General features: G+C 68.9%; 11 protein-coding genes. 7 read left to right on the top strand and 4 right to left on the bottom strand.

The genetic code is table 11. The features are described from left to right. The first annotated feature begins 57 nt into the window (after nucleotides 1-57). The 5 genes from H0B56_RS07285 (at nucleotide 58) to H0B56_RS07305 (ending at nucleotide 11,117) form a co-directional block, all read left to right on the top strand. Nucleotides 58-735 (top strand): winged helix-turn-helix transcriptional regulator, encoded by a 678-nt coding sequence (locus H0B56_RS07285; protein ID WP_180892145.1) that lies wholly within the window; start codon nucleotides 58-60, stop codon nucleotides 733-735. Nucleotides 736-1,040: 305 nt separating this feature from the next. Next, complete coding sequence (locus H0B56_RS07290; protein ID WP_180892146.1) at nucleotides 1,041-2,147, top strand: ABC transporter ATP-binding protein; 1,107 nt, start codon at nucleotides 1,041-1,043, stop codon at nucleotides 2,145-2,147. Further along, nucleotides 2,147-3,016, top strand: a complete 870-nt coding sequence (locus H0B56_RS07295; RefSeq protein ID WP_180892147.1) for a hypothetical protein — start codon at nucleotides 2,147-2,149, stop codon at nucleotides 3,014-3,016. The genes H0B56_RS07290 and H0B56_RS07295 overlap by 1 nt, the downstream gene beginning before the upstream one ends. A gap of 227 nt (nucleotides 3,017-3,243) precedes the next feature. Next, entirely contained in the window at nucleotides 3,244-7,041 is a 3,798-nt protein-coding gene (locus H0B56_RS07300) for an ABC transporter transmembrane domain-containing protein (RefSeq protein WP_180892398.1), read from the top strand. Nucleotides 7,042-7,319: 278 nt separating this feature from the next. Next, nucleotides 7,320-11,117, top strand: a complete 3,798-nt coding sequence (locus H0B56_RS07305) for a multifunctional oxoglutarate decarboxylase/oxoglutarate dehydrogenase thiamine pyrophosphate-binding subunit/dihydrolipoyllysine-residue succinyltransferase subunit (RefSeq protein ID WP_180892148.1) — start codon at nucleotides 7,320-7,322, stop codon at nucleotides 11,115-11,117. A 154-nt stretch (nucleotides 11,118-11,271) separates the two neighbouring features. Here the strand turns inward: H0B56_RS07305 and H0B56_RS07310 are convergent, their stop codons facing one another. Both H0B56_RS07310 and H0B56_RS07315 read right to left on the bottom strand, forming a co-directional pair. Next, nucleotides 11,272-12,873, bottom strand: a complete 1,602-nt coding sequence (locus H0B56_RS07310; RefSeq protein WP_180892399.1) for a S8 family peptidase — start codon at nucleotides 12,871-12,873, stop codon at nucleotides 11,272-11,274. 692 nt (nucleotides 12,874-13,565) lie between these two features. After that, the gene (locus H0B56_RS07315; protein ID WP_343063793.1) at nucleotides 13,566-14,714 is read right to left on the bottom strand and encodes an NAD(P)-dependent malic enzyme; all 1,149 of its coding nucleotides are present in this window, start codon (nucleotides 14,712-14,714) and stop codon (nucleotides 13,566-13,568) included. A 421-nt stretch (nucleotides 14,715-15,135) separates the two neighbouring features. On the opposite strand from H0B56_RS07315, the gene H0B56_RS07320 reads away from it, so the two are divergent. Further along, nucleotides 15,136-15,741, top strand: a complete 606-nt coding sequence (locus tag H0B56_RS07320) for a dTDP-4-dehydrorhamnose 3,5-epimerase family protein (RefSeq protein ID WP_180892150.1) — start codon at nucleotides 15,136-15,138, stop codon at nucleotides 15,739-15,741. A gap of 43 nt (nucleotides 15,742-15,784) precedes the next feature. On the opposite strand, the gene H0B56_RS07325 is transcribed toward H0B56_RS07320, so the two are convergent. After that, a complete protein-coding gene (locus H0B56_RS07325; protein WP_180892151.1) occupies nucleotides 15,785-16,264 on the bottom strand; it encodes a hotdog fold domain-containing protein in 480 nt (159 codons plus the stop codon). A gap of 241 nt (nucleotides 16,265-16,505) precedes the next feature. On the opposite strand from H0B56_RS07325, the gene H0B56_RS07330 reads away from it, so the two are divergent. Beyond that, nucleotides 16,506-17,012, top strand: coding sequence for a GNAT family N-acetyltransferase (locus H0B56_RS07330; protein WP_180892152.1), 507 nt, complete (start codon nucleotides 16,506-16,508; stop codon nucleotides 17,010-17,012). Between the two features lie 45 nt (nucleotides 17,013-17,057). Here H0B56_RS07330 and H0B56_RS07335 read toward each other — a convergent pair whose 3' ends face one another. After that, a complete protein-coding gene (locus H0B56_RS07335; protein ID WP_180892153.1) occupies nucleotides 17,058-17,501 on the bottom strand; it encodes a hypothetical protein in 444 nt (147 codons plus the stop codon). Between the last annotated feature and the right edge of the window lie 94 nt (nucleotides 17,502-17,595).

Genomic DNA, 17,595 nt, shown 5'->3' on the forward strand with positions numbered 1-17,595 from the left:
AATCCAAACGTATTCAACGGTGCCCTCGCACATTCGAACGACAGTGAGGACGGAAGTATGACTGGTCGAACCTACGGGCAGTTCTGCGGCCTGGCACGCGCTCTCGAGCTGGTCGGCGAGCGGTGGGCGATGCTCGTCGTCCGTGATCTCGTGCTCGGCCCCAAACGCTTCAGCGACCTTCGCGAGACACTGCCGCGTGTCCCGTCGAGCATGCTGTCCGCACGGCTCAACGAGCTCGAGAGAGCCGGGGTCATCCGCCGCAGGGTGCAGCCGCACCTCGAGGCGTCCGTGGTCTACGAGCTCACCGAGTACGGTGGCGAGCTGGAGCCCGTGCTGCTGCAACTCGGCCGGTGGGGAGCGCGCTCGCTGGGCGAGCCCGCTCCCGACGATGCGTTCACCCTCGACTCGGCGATCCTGGCGCTGTACGCGACGTTCCAGCCAGAGGCCGCGAGCGATATCCGGGTGAACTACGAGCTCCGCTTCGGCGACATGGTCGTGCACGCGATGATCGACGACGGCGTACTCAAAGTTGCGGAGGGGGCGCTGCCCGACGCCGATCTCGTGATCGAGACGTTCCAGCTGAAGCAACTGCTTGCAGGCGAGGTCACGCCGAGCGAGCTGCTCGCAAGCGGGGAGGCGGACGTACGCGGCGACCTCGAACTGCTGAACCTGTTCGTCGAGCTCTTCCACATCGCCCCGGCACCGGTCCCCGCCGAGGGACTCGCGGTGCGGTGACACCCGACGACGCACCCGCACACGAATAGGGGCGGCCCGCTCAACCAGCCTGGGGGTCACCGGGAGCGGGCCGCCACCCTCTAGCTTAGGCGTTCCCGGATGCGTCCGCCTCACCCGGGGGTACATTTTCCTGGTCTTTACCGAAACAGGCGCCGTTACCGCGAGTTCGCGGTCACGATCTACGCATATCGCACACCGATCGGCCGTCGGGTAGCCCGCAAACCGCCGAACCGGCCCCGACTTCACACCGCCATACGGGGTATGCGGCAAGATGCCCCCAGCAGGCGTGAGACCAGGGAGGCGATATGCACGACCGCAGCGGCCGGATCGTCGTCAACAACATCAGCAAGACGTTCGGCTCGATCCCCGCGGTGCAGAACCTCAGCTTCACGGTCGAACCCGGCTCGGTAACCGGGTTCCTGGGGCCCAACGGCGCGGGCAAGACCACGACGCTGCGCATGATCCTCGGGCTCGTCAACCCCACGGCGGGCACGGCCACGATCAACGGGTGCCGGTACCACCAGCTCGGCAACCCGGGTGCGGTCGTGGGCGCGGTACTCGAGGCGCAGAGCTTCCACGCCCGTCGCACCGCACGGAATCACCTGAAGGTGTTCGCCTCCGCGATCGGCGTCAGCGACCAGCGCGCCGACGAGGTGCTGGCACTCGTCGGGTTGAGCGGAGCGGGCGACCGCAACGTCGGCGGGTTCTCACTCGGCATGCGCCAGCGGCTGGCACTGGCCACGGCGCTGCTCGGTGACCCGCAGGTGCTCGTGCTCGACGAGCCGGGCAACGGGCTGGACCCGGAAGGCATCGCCTGGTTGCGCCAGTTCCTCCGCGGGTTCGCCGCGCAGGGACGCACGGTACTGATCTCCAGCCACCTGCTCGCCGAGGTGGAACAGACGATCGACCAGGTCGTCATCATCAGCCGCGGGCAGACCATGTACTACGGGATGCTGGACGACCTGCGCAACTCGCAGCGCTCCCGCGTACTCGTACAGGCAGGCGACGCCCAGGCACTGGTGACCGCGCTCGGCGAGCAGCAGATCACCGAGGTGAGCACCCTGCAGGACGGCCGCATCGCCGTCGAGGGGGCGACCTCGAAACAGGTCGGCGACATCGCGGCGCAGGCGGGCGTGGCGCTGTACGGCGTCGAGGAGGAACGTGTGGACCTCGAGCAGCTGTACTTCCAGCTGACCAGCGGGCAGTACGCGGCACCGGTGCAGCACCAGTACAGCCAGCCACACGGCCAGGTGCCACCGCCGGGCCCACCACCTGCGCAACCGCCGGGCCAGCCGCCGGGCCAGCCGCCGGGGAGCTGGGGCCCGCCCGCGGGCGGGCCCGGGTACCAGCAGGATCCGACCGCGTACCAGCGCCCGGACCAGGGCCGGACCCCGTGGGGAGGGCAGCACTGATGGGCAGGCTCGTCAAGGCCGAATTCCGCAAGATCACCACGACGAAGCTCTGGTGGGCGTTGCTGATCCCGACCGTGCTGATCGCCTTCGGCTGGGCACTCGGTGCGGGGTACCTGGGCAACGCGTTCGTCGACCTGCTCGACGGGCCAGAGGCCAGGGAGCTCGAGACGGTCCTCGGCGTGGACTCCGGCGAGTGGATCGTCAGCTACTTCGCGATCGCGCGCAGCATCAACCTCGCCACCCTGTTCCCGCTGGTGTTCGGTGCGCTGGCCATCAGCGCGGAGTTCTCCACCAAGACGATCACCACGACCTTCCTCACCGCCCCGAACCGCGTGTCGGCGCTGCTGGCCAAGACCGTCGTCTACGTCGCGTGGGGCGCGATCTACGGTCTGGCGATCATCCTGTCCGTGGCCGCCGGCATCCTGATCTCCACGGACAGCGACCGGCTGCCCACCGCGGCGGGGTGGCTCGGCCTGGCGGTGGTCGGCGTGCTCGCCTCGATCCTGATGACGCTGTTCGGCGTGGGTGCGGGCGCGCTGGTCCGCAGCGTCCCCGGGGTCATCACGCTGCTCATCCTCTACTTCCTTGTCGTGGAGAACGGGGCGCAGCTCGTGCTGGGCATCCACGCGCCGGACGTCATCGGGTTCCTGCCGAACGGCTCGGTCAACGGGCTGACCGGGTCGATGGCCGCGGAGCTGTTCCTGACCACCGCGGAGTCGGTGCCACCGTGGCTCGAGGACGGTGTGCGAGCGGTCGCGGGTGCGACCGGCGCGCTGGCATGGTGGCTCTCGGGACTCGTCTTCCTCGGCTGGTCGGCCCTGGTCTTCGGCGGCGGCTGGATCTCCACCCAAACCCGCGACATCACCTGACCCGCGCTCCGCCCCGGCTGGGTGTGGAGCCCAATGTCACGTTCGGCTCCTTCTATGGAACCGAGGTCACCTTGGGCTCCTCCTGGCTGGCACGGAGCGTTGGGAGCCGAAGGTGGCCTTGGCTCCATCTAGGGAGCCCGAGGTCACATTCGGCTCCCCCGCGGTGCTGGAACGGTGCGCACACTTAGCCTGGGGACGTGACCCATTCGAGCGTGCGGGAGCCGAATGTGACCTCGGTTCCTTCTACGGCGCCCGATGTCACGTTCGGCTCCACCTCCGGCGGGTGGGTGCGCAGGCTGGCAGCGGACTGCTGGCGGCATCCGGTTGTCGTGGTGCTGGCTTTCGGCGCCGCGATGCTCGGCGTCGGGCTGCAGGCGGCGGGCCCGCTGCTGGTGAAGTTCGGCGTGGACGATGCCGTGCAAGGGCGCACCGACCGCCTCGGACCGCTGGCCCTCGCTCTGGTCGGACTGTCCGTACTGACCTTCGGCAGCGCGTTCGCCCGCCGCTACCTCGGCGGCAGGCTCACCCTGGACGTCCAGCACGACCTGCGCAATGCCGTGTTCCGGTCGGTATCGCGGTTGGACGGCGGCAAGCAAGACGCGATGCGGACCGGCCAGATCGCCTCGCGCGCGATCAGCGACCTGCAGCTGCTGACCGGTTTCATGATGCAGCTGCCGCTCGCGCTCGGCTCGATGATCTACGGCGTGTTCGCGCTCGCCGCCATGCTGTGGATGTCGCCGACCCTGACATTGATCGCACTCATCGTGGCACCGGCCGTCGCCGTGGTCGTCGGCGTGAGCAGGCGAAAGCTGTTCCCCGCCACATGGTCGGCGCAGCAGCGCGCCGCCGACATCGCCCAGCACGTCGAGGAGACCGTCACCGGCGTGCGGGTGGTGAAAGGCTTCGGAAGGGAACGCGTCGCGACGGGCAAGCTCGACAGGCTGGCGCGTACGCTGTTCGCCGAGCGGATGCGGGCCGCCCGGTTGTCGGCCGTGCCGACAGCGACCACCTCCGCGTTGCCTGCCGCCGGGCAGGTCGCGGTACTCGGCCTCGGCGGCATCCTCGCCCTGCGCGGCGACATCAGCCTCGGCACGTTCCTGGCCTTCGCGGCATACGTCTCCGCGCTGATCGGCCCCTCCCGGATGATCGCCAACCTGGTCGTACAGGCCCAGCTCACCCGCGCGGGCGCCGAGCGGGTCTACGAGCTGATCGACGCCCAGCCGGAGGTCACCGAGCACCCGGACGCCACTGGGCTGCCCTCCGGACCCATCGGGATCCGGTTCGACGGGGTGCGGTTCGGCTACACCCGCACCGACCCGGTGCTCGACGACGTCACCATGACCGTCCACCCGGGCGAGACATTGGCCGTGGTCGGCACGGCAGGCTCCGGCAAGTCCACGATCTCGCTACTGCTGCCCCGCTTCTACGACGTGCACGCAGGCGCCATCCGGGTCGGCGGGCCGCACGACGAGCGGGACATACGCCACCTCCGGCTCGGCGACCTGCGCGACGCGATCGGCGTCGTGTTCGAGGAAGCGTTCCTGTTCTCCACATCGGTCCGGGACAACATCGCCTACGGACGCCCGGAATCCAGCGAGGAGGAGATCATCGCCGCGGCGAAAGCCGCGCAGGCACACGAGTTCATCACCGCGCTGCCCGACGGGTACGACACGCTGGTCGGTGAGCGCGGCCTGACCCTGTCCGGCGGGCAGCGGCAGCGGCTGAGCCTCGCGAGGGCCCTGCTGACCGACCCGCGCGTGCTGGTGCTCGACGACGCCACCTCGGCTGTGGACACCGCGACGGAGTCGGCCATTCACCGGACGCTGCACGCGGTCACCGACGACAGGACCACGGTGCTGATCGCGCACCGCCGCTCCACGCTACGGCTCGCCGACCGCATCGCGGTGCTCGACGGCGGCACGGTCGTCGATGTCGGCACCGAGCAGGAGCTCGAGCGCCGGTGCCCGCTGTTCCGCGAGCTCACATCCGGTACCGGCGACGACATCGACTCCGCAGGGCCGTCACCCGCCACGAGCGACCCGGAACCATCCCGGGGCGGGAGCCTGTGGCCCGACACGTCCGGCGACGGCGACCATCCGGCCGAGCGAGCCTCCGCCGCGTCCGGAGCCGCCGAGCCCGCGACGCGAACCTCCGCGGCGCACGCCGGGCACGGCACGGGCGCGTCCCTGGACACGCCCCCGACACCGGAGCTGCTGCGCGCCGTCGACAGGTTGCCGCCCGCACGGGGGACCCCGAACCTGAACGGAACGGACCCCACCGCACCCGACCCCGACTTCCGGCCGGTACGGCTGCTGCGTCCCGTCCGGTGGTTGCTGGCCGCCGTCATCGCCCTCGTCGCAGCCGACACGCTTGCCACGATCGCGTTGCCGTCGCTGTACCGCTACGGGGTGGACAACGGCGTCAGCGCCGGAGCGCAGACGGTCGTGCTCGCGGTGGCCGCCCTCGGCGCAGGGATCGTCGCGGCCAACTGGGTGGTGATCGCCGCCCAGACGCGGCTGACCGCATGCGCGGGTGAGAGCATGCTCTACCTGTTGCGGGTGCGCAGCTACGCGCACCTGCAGCGGCTCGGGCTGGACTACTACGAGCGGGAGCTGTCCGGGAAGATCATGACCCGGATGACCACCGATGTGGACGCGCTGTCCCGGTTCCTGCAGACCGGCCTTGCCAACGCCGTGGTCTCCCTGCTCACCATCGTGGCCATCGCGGTGGCCCTGCTACTGACCGACCTCAGGCTCGCGCTTCTCACCCTTGCCGTGCTACCCGTGCTGGTGATCGCCACCGTCGCCTTCCGCGCCAGGGTCTCGGTGGCGTACACGGAGGCACGGGAGAAGGTCAGCGCGGTCAACGCCGACATGCAGGAGAACGTGACCGGCCTGCGTGTGGCGCAGGCATACACCAGGGAGCAACACTCCGCCTCGGCCTTCGCCTCGCGAAGCGACTCCTACCGGCGTACCCGCCTGCGGGCCCAGCGCTACATCGCGACCTACTTCCCGTTCGTGACCATGCTGTCCGGGCTCGTGGAGGCCGCGGTGGTCTTCGTCGGCGGGCACGACGTCGCGGCAGGGCGGATCAGCCCCGGCGTGCTCATGGCGTTCGTGCTCTACCTCGGCCTGTTCTTCGCGCCGGTGCAGCAGCTGTCCGGGGTGTTCGACGGCTACCAGCAGGCGAAGGTCGGGCTACGGCGCATCGCAGACCTGCTCGCCACCCCGACGTCGGTGCCCGTCCCGGACGAGCCCACCGAGCTACCGGACCGGCTGCGTGGCGCGGTGGCCTTCACCGGCGTCGGCTTCCGCTACCCGGGGACCGACACCCCTGCCGTGCGAGACATGTCCTTCTCGGTCGAGCCGGGGCAGACGGTCGCCCTCGTCGGGCCGACCGGCGCCGGGAAGTCGACGGTGGTCAAGCTGATCGCGCGGATGTACGACGTCACCTCGGGCCGGGTGACCGTCGACGGGATCGACGTACGCGACCTCGACCCCGAGCGGCTCCGCGGCCGCATGGGGGTCGTCCCCCAGGAGGGGTACCTGTTCTCCGGCACCGTCGCGGACAACGTGCGCTACGGGCGCCCCGAGGCCAGTGACACCGCGGTCGAGGACGCGGTCCGTGCCGTCGGCGCGCTGGAGTCGGTCGCAGCGCTGCCGAACGGCTTCGCGCAGCAGGTCGGCGAGCGGGGCCAGTCGCTGTCCGCCGGTCAGCGACAGCTCGTCGCGCTGGCCCGCGCCGAGCTCGTCGACCCCGACATCCTGCTGCTCGACGAGGCCACGGCGGCTCTGGACCCGCACACCGAAGCGGCAGTGCTGCGCGCGAGCGAGCGGGTGGCCCGGGACCGCACCACGTTCCTCGTCGCGCACCGGCTGCCCACGGCCGCGCGCGCCGATCGCATCCTGGTGCTCGACGACGGCGAGATCGTCGAGGACGGCAGCCACACCGAGTTGCTCGCCAGGAACGGTGCGTACGCACAGCTGTGGAACGCGAGCTCACGAACGCGCGCGGCGGCTCCGTGACGCCGGTGCCCATCCACCGACCTGTGATCCATCCACCAGGCCACGGGACTGCTCGCCACACAACGCGACGAAAGCGATAGCCTGGTAGGTACGAGGTGACACACGCACCGCAGGAGGGTGATTCCGATCCAGTCGAGCAGGGCGGCCGGTGGGCGGTCCACGACGGCTGAGTCACCAGAGCCCGGCGGAAGGCCTCCCGGGGCCGCGCCGAGCCGCGGGCGCGTGGACGACCCGACAGGTGAACAAGGCAACGAGACGGATTGAGGCGAAATCTAGTCGTGTCCAGCAGTACTCCTGCTTCGCAGTTCGGTCCCAACGAATGGCTCGTCGAGGAGATGTACGAGCGATACCTCGACGATCCGAACTCGGTGGACGCCGCCTGGCACGACTTCTTCGCCGACTTCAAGTCGGCGCACGCGAGCGACGGCAAGCGCGGCGCGGGCGGTGCGTCCACGACGGCAAGCCAGCAGGAGCAGGCTCAGCAGGCCGCCACGCAGCTTACCCAGCAGGAGCAGGCGCCCCAGCAGCCGCAGCAGCAGGGCCAACAGGCGCGGCAGTCCTCGCCGGACGGGTCCGGCCAGGACTCCGGGAGCCGCGCCGCTGCCCCGTCCGGCGCGGCGGGCCAGCCCCAGCAGGCGGCGCCCGCAACGGCCACGGCACAGACCGGCACCGCCACGGAGTCCCGGCAGCAACCCCAGCAGAAGTCCCAGCAGGTCGCGCAGCAAGCCGACGGCCGGGAAACGACCCTGTTGCGCGGTCCGGCCGCGGCCATCGCGAAGAACATGGACGCCTCCCTGACGGTGCCGACGGCGACGAGCGTGCGGGCGGTGCCTGCCAAGCTCATGGCCGACAACCGCATCGTGATCAACAATCACCTGCAGCGCACGCGCGGTGGCAAGATCTCGTTCACGCACCTCATCGGCTACGCGATGGTGCGCGCGCTGCGCGAGTTCCCGAACATGAACCGGCACTATGAGCTCATCGACGGCAAGCCGCACGCGGTGACGCCCGAAAACGTCAACCTCGGCATCGCCATCGACCTGCAGGGCAAGGACGGGCAGCGCAACCTGGTCGTCGCCTCCGTCAAGGCCGTCGAGAACATGACGTTCCTGCAGTTCTGGCAGGCCTACGAGGAGATCATCAAGAAGGCGCGCAACAACAAGCTCACCGCCGAGGACTTCTCCGGGACCACGATCTCGCTGACCAACCCGGGGGGCATCGGCACGAACCACTCCGTGCCCCGGCTGCAGTCCGGGCAGGGCTGCATCATCGGGGTCGGCGCCATGCAGTACCCGGCGCAGTTCGAGGGCACCAGCGAGAGCACCCTCGTCGACCTCGCCATCAGCAAGATCATCACGCTGACGTCGACGTACGACCACCGGGTCATCCAGGGTGCCGAGTCCGGCGAGTTCCTCAAGCGCATCCACGCGCTGCTGCTCGGTGAGGACCGGTTCTACGACGACATCTTCACCTCGCTCCGGCTGCCGTACGAGCCGGTGCGCTGGGTCGAGGACATCCCGGAAGGGGCGATCGACAAGAACGCCAGGGTGCTCGAGCTGATCGACGCCTACCGGATGCGCGGGCACCTGATGGCCGACGCCGACCCGCTCAACTACCGGCAGCGCAGGCACGAGGACCTGGACATCCTCTCGCACGGGCTGACGCTGTGGGACCTCGACCGCGAGTTCGCCGTCGGCGGCTTCGCGGGCAAGCAACGCATGCGGTTGCGCGACATCCTCGGGGTGCTGCGCGACTCCTACTGCCGCACCGTCGGGATCGAGTACACCCACATCGTCGACCCCGAGGAACGCCTGTGGCTGCAGGACCGCATCGAGGTCAAGCACGAGAAACCCCCGACACCCGAGCAGAAGTACATCCTGAGCAAGCTCAACGCCGCCGAGGCCTTCGAGACGTTCCTGCAGACCAAGTACGTCGGCCAGAAGCGGTTCTCCCTCGAAGGCGGCGAGACCGTGATCCCGCTGCTGGACACCCTGCTGGACAAGTCCGCAGAGCACGAGCTGGACGAGGTCGTCATCGGCATGCCGCACCGCGGGCGGCTCAACGTGCTGGCCAACATCGTCGGCAAGCCGATCTCGCAGATCTTCCAGGAGTTCGAAGGCAACCTCGACCCCGGGCAGGCGCACGGATCCGGGGACGTCAAGTACCACTTGGGCGCCGAGGGCAAGTACTTCCGCATGTTCGGGGACGGCGAGACCAAGGTCTCGCTGACCGCCAACCCGTCGCATCTCGAGGCGGTCAACCCGATCCTCGAGGGCATCGTGCGGGCCAAGCAGGACATCCTCGACAAGGGCAGCGCGGGCTACACGGTGCTTCCCGTCCTGCTGCACGGGGACGCGGCCTTCGCCGGGCAGGGTGTGGTCGCCGAGACGCTGAACCTCGCGATGCTGCGCGGGTACCGCACCGGCGGGACCGTACACGTGATCATCAACAACCAGGTGGGTTTCACCACCGCGCCGGAGCATGCCCGCTCGACCCACTACGCCACGGATGTCGCCAAGATGATCGGCGCACCGGTCTTCCACGTCAACGGGGACGACCCGGAGGCGGTGTACTGGGTCGCCAAGCTGGCCGTGGACTACCGTCAGGCGTTCAACAAGGACGTCGTGATCGACATGCTCTGCTACCGGCGGCGCGGCCACAACGAGGGGGACGACCCCTCGATGACCCAGCCCGCGATGTACGACATCATCGACACCAAGCGCAGCGTCCGCAAGATCTACACGGAGTCGCTGATCGGGCGGGGTGACCTCTCCGTCGAGGAGGCCGAGACCGCGCTGCGCGACTTCTCCAGCCAGCTCGAGCACGTGTTCAACGAGGTACGCGAGCTGGAGAAGCACCCGATCGAGGCAAGTCCCTCTGTCGAGCACCACCAGCAACTGCCCGCACAGGTGCCCACCGCGATCTCGCAGGAGGCCATCGAGCGCATCGGGGACGCATTCGGTAACCCGCCCGAGGGCTTCGCCCCGCACCCGCGTGTCAAGCCGGTGCTCGAGCGGCGCCACAAGATGTCCCGCGAGGGCGACATCGACTGGGCGTTCGGCGAGCTGCTCGCGTTCGGTTCGCTCGCATTGGACGGTCGCCTTGTCCGGCTGTCCGGTCAGGACTCCCGGCGTGGCACGTTCGTGCAGCGCCACTCGGTACTGATGGACCGCAACACGGGCAAGGAGTACGCCCCGCTGCAGAACCTCGCCGAGGGTCAGGGCAGGGTGATGGTGTACGACTCCGCGCTGTCGGAGTTCGCCGCGCTCGGGTTCGAGTACGGCTACTCGGTGGCCAACTCCAACGCCCTCGTGCTGTGGGAGGCCCAGTTCGGCGATTTCGTCAACGGGGGCCAGGTGGTCATCGACGAGTACATCTCCTCGGGTGAGGCCAAGTGGGGCCAGCACTCCGGCGTGGTCCTCCTGCTGCCGCACGGGCACGAGGGTCAGGGTCCCGATCACACCTCCGGCCGCATCGAGCGATTCCTGCAACTGTGCGCCGAGCACTCCATGACCGTCGCGGTTCCGTCCACGCCCGCGAACTACTTCCACCTGCTGCGCAGGCACGCCCTCGACGGGGTGGACCGTCCCGTGGTGCTGTTCACCCCGAAGAGCATGCTGCGGGACAAGCACGTGCGGTCCTCGCTCGGGGACTTCACAGGGTCCTCGCGGTTCCTGTCGGTGATCGACGACGACACGGTGGACCCCGCCAAGGTACGCAAGGTGCTGCTCACCTCGGGGAAGCTGTACTGGGAGCTGGCCACCGAGCGGGAGAAGCGAGGGATCGACGACATCGCGCTGGTGCGCATCGAGCAGTACTACCCGATTCCGAAGGACAAGTTGCGGGCTGCCCTGCAGCGCTACCCGGCCGCGACGTCGGTGGTATGGGCCCAGGAGGAGCCGGAGAACCAGGGCGCATGGCCGTTCTTCGGGCTGAACCTGCCTCGCCGGGTACCGGAGGCGTTCACCGAGCCGCTTCAGGTGGTGTGCCGCAGGCCCATGGCGGCACCTTCCGCCGGCTCGCCCAAGGTGCACGAGGTCGAGCAGAAGGCGATCATCGACGAGGCCCTGAGCTGAGGGAGCCGCAGGCGACAGCGGTTGCCAGCCTGACAGCACCCGGGTTACCGTAAAAAGTGAGCCGGTCGACCCCCAGGGCCGGCAGTAGCCCCGGCGCACCCCCTCCCCCCTCGGCGCCGGGGCTCTCTACTGCCTACACCTGGAAACTTGCTGGCTACAGCTCGAGTGACCAGCTGTCGATGTAGCCGGTGTCACTCCAGTACACGTCGTCCACGCGCAGCTGCCACTCGCCGTCGGCGTCGTAGCTCGACAGGTCCCTGTCGACGCTGCCCTGCACGTTGTCCGCACTGTCCCACGGGTCCGAGTTCTTCAGCCGGAACTCGTCACCGTTCGGTGCGATCAGATCGATCACCAGGTCACCACGGTAGGAGTGCTTGATGTCCACCGAGATGGTCGACGACGACGAAGCCGCCCGGCCGCAGTCGGTGAACGTGATGGAGCTGGTGGCGACCGGTCCGTTGTCCGGGATGTCGACCCGGTTGTCGTTGGTCCCGTTACACGTACCCGGCTCCGGGTCGTCCGGGTCGTCACCACCGTCGCCGCTGCCGGTGTAGAGCAGCCTGTTCGGCGATCCGGATCCCGGGTTGCTCACCACCCCGCTCGTCGCGTTGCTCTCCAACGCGTCCTTGACCTCACCGGGGCCGGCCGACGGGTTGTCTGCGAGGTAGAGCGCCGCGGCACCGGCGACGTGCGGGGACGCCATCGAGGTACCCGAGATGGTGTTGGTCGCGCTGTCCGAGCCGATCCAGGCCGAGGTGATACTGCTTCCCGGCGCGAAGATGTCGGTGCAGGTGCCGTAGTTGGAGAACGACGAGCGCGAGTCACTCGACGTGGTCGCGTTGACCGTCAACGCCTCGGCGACGCGCGCGGGCGAGTAGTTGCACGCGTCCGCGTTGTCGTTGCCGGAGGCGACCGCGTAGGTCACTCCGGAGGCCACCGAGCTGCGCACGGCGTCGTCGAGGGCCGTGCTCGCTCCCCCACCGAGGCTCATGTTCGCCACCGCGGGACCCTGATGGTTCTCGGTCACCCAGTCGACTCCGTCGATCACGCCCGCGTTCGTTCCGCGGCCGTCGCAGTCGAGCACCCGCACGCTGTACAGGTTGGTGCCCTTGGCGACACCGTGCGCCGAACCGCCGACGGTGCCCGCGACGTGGGTGCCGTGACCCTGGCAGTCCTCACCGTTGCGACCGTCGCCGATGGCGTCGAAGCCGGGCTGGGCCCGGCCCTCGAAGTCGTTGTGCGAGTAGTTGATGCCGGTGTCGAGAATGTAGCTGTTCACGTTCGACGCCGTCGTCGAGTACCCGTATACATCGTCGAGCGGCAGGTCACGCTGGTCGATGCGGTCGAGACCCCAGGACGGCGGGTTGGGCTGCTCCTCCTGCTGCAGCTCGACGGTCGTGTTCTGTTCGACGTAGGCCACCTCCGGGTCGTTGGCGGCCTGCCGGGCGTCGCGCTCGCTCATCTCGGCCGCATAGCCGCGTATCGCCGCGGAGTAGGTGTGTTCGACCTCGGCGTTCCTGCGTTGGGCATGGCTGTGTGCCGTCTCGTCGGCTGCGGCGTTCGGGACACTGTCGTCGAAGACGACGATGTAGCTGCCCTCGATCGCATCCGGATTGTCGGCGCCCCGGACCTGCCCTTCCGGATCGGCCCCCGCGACCGCGTTGCCGCTCAACGAGCTGAGCACGGCAACGGCGGCAACGATCCCTATGCCCGGGACCGCCGTCCTTCTCGATCTCCATTTTCGGGTCACTCTGATCGCCTCCCAAGTACGATCCACACGGAATCCATGTGGCGGATCCCGTGATCGGGGTTCTCCGCGTTCGATGGAACGCGCGCCGAACACTAATTCGGGCGATCAGAGCACGACAGGCCTTGATATCGGGGAACGAGCGGGGTACGCGACGACATTCTGTAGCGCGGCTACACGTTTCGGGACCACCAGGCAGCGCCGCGCCAACACTCCTCAGGGAGAATCCGGGAGCGCGGGGTTCGGAGTCCGACCGAAGAACCAGGACGGGCGCATGATTCCGCGGCTCGACCTCCGGGATCGTTCGCCGCGCTGTGAACCGTCGCCACTCCTGTCACCTGCGCACAACCGGAACGATTCACGGTGCGGACGAGACACGCGCCGCGTGTAAAAGAATCTTCCGTGCCGCACGGAACACATCAGGAAGCGCGACAAGGTACGATAGTAGGAAATCGTCGAAAAGTTCCGACACAGGCGCTCGCGCACGGCCGGGACACGCAATCTTGTACGCGCTTCTCGATTCCCGGCCAACACCCGGGCAGGCGACTGAAACGAACAGCCGAACCGGCGACCTCGATTCGGCCCATCCCGCCGCGTCCGAATATCTCCGAACGAAAGTAGGAATTTTCGAGCGAGCCGAAGGACCCCTCCGGTACCTGTCAGGTACGCAAGGAGTCCTTCGGCTCGAACGACCGGCCGCGCTACACCACGCCGTCCTCGCCTGCGGCCTTCGCGACGGCCGTCGCGACCTCGAGGGCCACCCGCGGATCCAGCGCGCTCGGCATGATCCGCTCGACGGAGAGGTCCTCCGCCGCGACCGTCGCGATCGCCTCGGCGGCGGCGATCTTCATGTTGTCGGTGATCGTGTGCGCACCGGCATCCAGCGCGCCGCGGAAGACGCCCGGGAAGGCGAGCACGTTGTTGATCTGGTTCGGAAAGTCACTGCGCCCCGTGGCGACCACGCTCGCGTACCGGCCCGCGACGTGCGGGTGCACCTCCGGCTCCGGGTTCGACAGCGCGAACACGATGGGGTCGGGCGCCATGACGGAGAGCAGGTTCTCGTCGATCGTCGCGCCGGACAGGCCGATGAACACATCCGCGCCCGCCATGGCCTCGTCGAGGCCGCCCGTCAGCCCTGCCTTGTTGGTGCTCGCGGCCAGCTCCGCCTTGACCGGGTGCAGGCCTTCCCTGCCCTCGTGGAGGATGCCCCGCGAGTCCAGCAGGGTCACGTCGGCGACACCTGCCGCCTGCAGGATCCGGGCGCACGCCACCCCGGCGGCGCCCGCGCCCGAGATCACCACCCGCTGCTCACCGAGGTTCCTGCCCAGCGTGATGTTCGCGCCGCGCAGCGCGGCGAGCACCACGATCGCGGTCCCGTGCTGATCGTCGTGCATGACCGGGCAGTCCAGCTCGTTCTTGAGCCTGTCCTCGATCTCGAAACACCGTGGCGCGGCGATGTCCTCGAGGTTGACGGCCCCGAAGGACGGCCGCAACCGCACGAGTGTCTCCACGATCTCGTCCACATCGGTGGTGTCCAGCACCAGTGGAACGGCATTGAGGTCGGCGAAGTTCTTGAACAGGGCGGACTTGCCCTCCATCACCGGAAGCGAAGCGCTCGCCCCGATGTCGCCGAGCCCGAGCACGGCAGTTCCGTCGCTGACCACGGCCACCATGCGGTGCGCCCACGTGTACCGGGACGCCAGTGCCGGGTTCTGCGCGATCGCCTCGCTGACCTTGGCGACCCCAGGGGTGTACGCGATGGCCAGCTCTCGAGGGTCCGCGATCGAGCCTACCGCGTTTACCGCCAGCTTGCCGTCCTCGTGGAGGTCGAAGATCTCCTCCTCCGTCACGGGGCGAGTGTGCTCAGCTGTGCTGGAACGGGCATTCTCGATCATGGTTGTCCCTGTCATCGTGTACTCGGTTCTCGGCCGTGACCTCGTGCCGGTGCGCCGGGACGGGGCCGGAACGGCCATACTCACTGGACGCGCGTCACGATCGCGGACGCGCGAGAATAGAGGAATTATCTCATCCGGCTCGGCGCGGGTGCGGTGGCACCTGATGCGCGGGCAGTATGCGGGGCGTGCCGCCTAGCTGTTGCTGCGGCCACGGCTGTGCTACTACAACCGACAGTGCTGTTGCTCCTGATCGTATAGTATCGCAGCCGCGCCATCCCGCACACTTCCTCCCTGCGGTGCATCTCACAGCACAGGCATCTCGGATACGTACCGGTACCGCCGCGTCGCGACCGGGCGACGTGCGAGGCTTCGCCCCATGCACGCACGTGAGCTGAGCATCCGGGACTCCTACGAGTTCACCCCCCGGGTTTTCCCGGACGACCGGGGCCACTTCGCCGCACCGTTCCAGTCGGCCACCTTCCACGAGACCGTCGGACACCCGCTGACGGTGGCCCAGTCCAACCACAGCGTCTCGCGGCGCGGTGTCATCCGCGGTGTCCACTTCGCCGACACACCACCCGGCCAGGCCAAGTACGTGTACTGCGCGCGGGGCGCGTTGCTGGACATCGTCGTCGACGTACGCACCGGCTCTCCCACGTTCGGCGCGCACGAGGTGGTGCACCTGGACGCGACGAGCTGCCGGGCGGTCTACGTGGCCGAAGGGCTCGGGCACGCGTTCACCGCACTGACCGAGGATGCCGTGGCCATCTACCTGTGCTCGACCGCGTACAACCCGGCTGCCGAGCACGGCATCGACCCGCTCGACCCGGAACTGGCACTACCGTGGCCCGGGGACGTCGAGCCCGTGCTGTCCAGCAAGGATCGCCAGGCTCCCAGCCTGGCCGATGCCGCGAGCCACGGCATGCTACCCCGCTACGCGGACTGCCTGGCCCACTACGAACGCCTGCGGGCGCGGGCCTGATCACTACGTATGTCTCGAGCTCCGGTCCGGCCGCCCCGCACCGTCACTTCTTGGGCGTCACCCAGATCGTGATCTCGCCGGTGACCACGGGCTCACCGCGCTTGTCGTACACCGTGAACGGCACGGGCAGATCCATCCCGTCGGTACCGAACTCCGGGATCGTGCCGAGCTCGGCGACCACGCGCAGGCCGGTCTCGGCTTTCGCCTTGTAGTGGACGGTCATCCCCTTCGGCAGCCACCGGTGCGTCACCGGGACCGTCGCCTCGGCAAGCATGCCCATCGCGATCTCCGCGAGGTTGCACGCCGCGATCGCGTGGAACGTCCGGATGTGGTTGTACACGCCGAACCACTTCGGGGCCGTCACCTCGCACCGGCCGGGTTCGAGCACCCGGACCGTGGGCAGCACCGTGCTGAAGTACGGCACCCTGAGTGCGATCGCCGTGGAGAACAGCTTGTGTCCGCCAGGCAGGCCACTCAAGCGCTTCCACAACGCCAGTGTCGGGGGTGTTGAGGCGGCGGTCATCACGGTCCTTCCCTTCCTCAGCCTGTCCTCGCGCACGCGGTCGAGATACTCCGTCCACCGCGGGCAGCGGGGTTCGCACTCGATGCTACTCGTCAGTAACCCCCACGGTATCCCTCGGCCCGCTACCGCGACAGGCCTGCGCGGGTGCCGGCCCGACCTCGCCAGGTCGCCGGCCCCGGCCGGTGAATAAGCTACCCCGGTAGAACCGGAGGAGAGCACCGTCGTCACCCGGAGGTCAGCCGTGCCGTCCACCCGAGTCCGCCCCGTCGCGAAGGACGACGTCGCCGACGTCGTCACGCTGGTTCACGAGCTCGCGGAGTACGAGAAGGCTCCCGAGGAGTGCCACCTCACCGGCGAGGACCTCGACTCCGCCCTGTTCGCCGACCGGCCTGCCCTGTTCGGGCACGTCGCCGAGCTCGACGGTGTGGTGGTCGGCTTCGCCCTGTGGTTCCTCAACTTCTCCACCTGGCGCGGTGTGCACGGGATCTACCTGGAGGACCTCTACGTACGACCCGCCTACCGCGGTCACGGCCTCGGCAAGGCCCTGCTCGCCGAGCTCGCGCGCGAGTGCTCGCTGCGGGGGTACGGGCGGCTCGAGTGGTGGGTGCTGGACTGGAACACCCCCGCCATCGACTTCTACCGGTCGGTCGGCGCCGTGGCGATGGACGAATGGACGGTGTTCCGGCTCACCGGCGACGCCCTGACCGGGCTCGCGACCCACGCCGACGGCGCGCGGCCCGCGGGGTAACCGGCAACGGTGCGCACCACGGGGCCGCGCACGTCCGGGTGCGTATCAGCCCCGACGGCGCTCCGTGCCGTCCAGGTCGGCTCCCTCCTGACCGAGCGCCCATGCCTTGGACGGCCGGCGGAACAGCAGCACGATCACCCCGATGCTGAGAGCAAGCAGCGGCAGGCCCAGCTCCGGTCGCGAGGACGGTCCGAGCATGTACCAGCCCGCACCCGCCAGGATCACGGCCACGACCAGCGACGGCGAGCGCGCCCACAACTGCCCGAGCAGCAGCCCGATACCGCAGGCGAGCGTGCCCCCGCCCAGCACGGCGTAGTAGGCGGCCTCGCCGTACACGCTGTTGCCGCCCTGCGTGGTCGCGGAGCCGAGCAGCGCCGAGAAGAGCAGCACCAGCGAGAACCCCACGCCGAACAGGCCGGGCAGCGCCACGAGGAGCCCGGCGAGACGCACCTGGCGAGGCGCTGGAATCACTACATCCGCGAGCCGCACGCGTCACGACCTTCCCGCATCGGCGAACAACCCCGATGGTACCGCGCAGGCGCCGCTCACCCGGCACGCACACCCGGCCCACACAGCGCGACGA

Origin of the sequence: Haloechinothrix aidingensis, from assembly GCF_013450155.1 — a bacterium.
In the GTDB taxonomy this organism is placed as follows: Bacteria; Actinomycetota; Actinomycetes; order Mycobacteriales; family Pseudonocardiaceae; genus Haloechinothrix; species Haloechinothrix aidingensis.